This window comes from Mycobacterium sp. (assembly GCF_049673265.1).
Lineage (GTDB): Bacteria > Actinomycetota > Actinomycetes > Mycobacteriales > Mycobacteriaceae > Mycobacterium.
The window spans coordinates 1-2,828 of sequence record NZ_JBATXN010000260.1 but is presented as its reverse complement, the minus strand read 5'-3'; the positions used below and the strand labels follow the sequence as shown (position 1 = coordinate 2,828).

Here is a 2,828-nt window from a genome sequence, read left to right as displayed (position 1 = left end):
CTCGCCGCCGGACAACTCGTGCGGCAACCGGGTAGCCTTTCCGGACAGCCCAACCATCTCCAGCACGTCGGGCACCACTCGGTTGATCACGTCGGGGCGCTTGCCGATGACCTCCAGCGCGAACGCGACGTTCTCGAACACCGTCTTCTGTTGCAGCAGCCGGAAATCCTGGAAGACGCAGCCGAGCACCTGCCGCAGTTTCGGGATGTGCCGGCCGGGCAGCGTGTTGACGTGAAACTTCGAAACCCGGACATCACCGTTGGTCGGAGTCTCCGCCCCGAGTAGCAACCGCATGAAAGTCGATTTGCCGGAGCCGGACGGGCCGATCAGGAAGACGAACTCACCCTTGTCGATCTTCACGTTGACGTTGTCCAGCGCTGGACGCGCCGACGACTTGTACTGCTTGGTGACATGGTCGAGGGTGATCATCACGGAAGGCCAGTGTAACGGTGAGTTTCGCTAACGTTCGCCAGCCGGGCCGTCAAGGCAACCCTGGCAGTAGCGGTGCGGCCGCTGGCGGTGCCGGTGGCTGGCCGGGCGGTGCCGGCGCCGTCGTAGTGGCGGGTGGACCGAACGGCGGCGGCAAGACGATCGGCGGCAACAGCGGCGGCGTGGTGGTCGTTGTCGTCGGCGGCGGAGGCGTGGTTGTCGGCGTCTGCGTCACCGTCACCGTCGTCGGCGGTTGCTGCACGCGGCTGCGCGGCACCCAGGTGTAATTCGGATCAGGAACGAAGCCGGGCGGCACCACCTGGGTGGCCGGTACCTGTGTGGGCGTCGACGACCGGTTGGACTCGCGGTGGTCGTTGTAGACGAACCACGCGGCAGCGAAGGCAAGGATGAGCACGAGGGTGGACGTGCGCATATGTCCGCCGAACAGATATCCGGGCCAGACGCGTTTTACGTCATGGTGCCTTCGCAGCCGGCTCAGGAGGAAATTCGTCAACGGCTAGACCCCTGCGGCTGGTCCTCGGCGACGGCTCCCACGGTCACCGGTGTGTTACTCGGAGTATCAACGCCGACGCGGGCAAGAGCACGGACCACCAGCGCCCGCAGTCGTCGTCCGGCCTCGAATTGCTTGCCGGGCAACGTGCGCGCCACCAAGCGCAAAGTGACGACGTCAACCGCGATGCTTTCCACGCCCATCAACGTGGGCGCATCCAGCAGCAACTCACCCAATAGCTTGTCGTCGAGCGCATGCTCGCACGCCTGGCGCAACGTGTCGTTGATGACGCTCAGGTCGGCGCTGGCCTGCACCGGGATGTCGACGACAGCGCGCGCCCAATCTTTGGAAAGGTTCACCGTTTTGACGATCTGACCGTTCGGGATGGTGAACAACTCGCCATCCGAGGAACGCAGCCGAGTCACGCGCAATGTCACATTCTCGACGGTGCCGCTGGCTTCGGTTGCCGAGACGACAGTGAGCGTGACCAGATCGCCGAAGCCGTACTGCTTCTCGAGGATGATGAAGAACCCGGACAGCAGGTCTTTCACCAGCTGTTGGGCGCCGAAACCCAGCGCAGCCCCGATCACCGTCGCAGGCGCCACAAATCCGCGCACTGAGACGTTGAGAATGTCGGCTAGCTGCACGGCGACCAAGATGGCGATCAGCACCACGGTCACCCACGAGATCAGCGATGCAATAGTCGCGCGATGCTTGGCGGCTTCCGAGCGGACCAGCGCGTCGCTTTCGATGAACCCTTCGTCAAGCCGCTGGGTCACCTTCTGGGCTAACCAGTTGACGAACCGCGCCGCGAGCACTGCCCCGATCAGCAGCAGCACGATATGTAACCCGCTGGTCAGCAACCATTCGCGGAAATGGCCCTGCCAGACGTCCCACGGCGGGGCGGCTGTTATCGAGAGAATGTGGTTATCAGTCGTCATCTTTTCTGTTGCGCCACCGGATTCCCGCTTCCAGGAACCCATCGATGTCTCCGTCGAGAACGGCAGTCGGATTTCCCACCTCGTACTCCGTACGCAGGTCTTTGACCATCTGATACGGGTGCAGTACGTAGGACCGCATCTGGTTACCCCAGGAGCTGCCGCCGTCCCCTTTCAATGCATCGAGTTCGGCGCGTTCTTCTAATCGCTTGCGTTCCAACAACTTTGCTTGAAGAACTCGCATCGCGGCCACTTTGTTCTGAAGCTGCGATTTCTCGTTCTGACAAGTCACGACGATACCGGTCGGGATGTGGGTGAGTCGAACCGCAGAGTCCGTCGTGTTCACCGACTGGCCGCCGGGCCCGCTGGAGCGGTACACGTCGACGCGTATATCTCCCTCGGGAATGTCGATGTGGTCGGTGGTTTCCACGACCGGCAGCACCTCGACTTCGGCGAAGGACGTCTGGCGTCGGCTCTGGTTGTCGAATGGACTGATCCGCACCAGCCGATGCGTGCCCTGTTCGACGGAAAGGGTGCCGTAGGCGAATGGAGCATGCACCGCGAAGGTCGCGCTTTTGATCCCCGCCTCCTCGGCATAAGAGGTGTCGAACACTTCGACGGGGTACTTGTGCTGCTCCGCCCACCGGATATACATCCGCATCAGCATCTCGGCCCAATCGGCCGCGTCGACGCCGCCCGCGCCGGAGCGAATCGTGACGAGCGCCTCCCGCTCGTCGTATTCGCCCGAGAGCAACGTGCGGACCTCCATGGCTTCGACGTCGACACTAAGCGCCTTGAGTTCGGCATCGGCTTCGGCATGCGTCTCGGCCGCGGCAGCGCCGCCCTCTTCGGCGGCCAGCTCGTAGAGCACTGGCAGATCGTCGAGACGGCGGCGCAGGTCTTCGACGCGGCGCAGCTCGCCCTGGGTGTGGGAAAGCTCACTGGTCACC

At 63.3% G+C, this 2,828-nt stretch carries 4 protein-coding genes; all 4 read right to left on the bottom strand.

The window, feature by feature from the left end; all coding sequences use genetic code 11:
* The coding region (locus WBF82_RS09125; protein WP_424382727.1) for a cell division ATP-binding protein FtsE at window positions 1-429 on the bottom strand (429 nt) is incomplete at its 3' end.
* A gap of 52 nt (window positions 430-481) precedes the next feature.
* On the bottom strand, window positions 482-862 hold the full coding sequence (locus WBF82_RS09120; RefSeq protein ID WP_424382725.1) for a hypothetical protein: 381 nt from the start codon (window positions 860-862) through the stop codon (window positions 482-484).
* A gap of 77 nt (window positions 863-939) precedes the next feature.
* Window positions 940-1,881, bottom strand: a complete 942-nt coding sequence (locus tag WBF82_RS09115; protein WP_424382726.1) for a mechanosensitive ion channel family protein — start codon at window positions 1,879-1,881, stop codon at window positions 940-942.
* The coding region (gene prfB / locus WBF82_RS09110; RefSeq protein ID WP_424382724.1) for a peptide chain release factor 2 at window positions 1,871-2,828 on the bottom strand (958 nt) is incomplete at its 5' end. The genes prfB and WBF82_RS09115, both read right to left, overlap by 11 nt.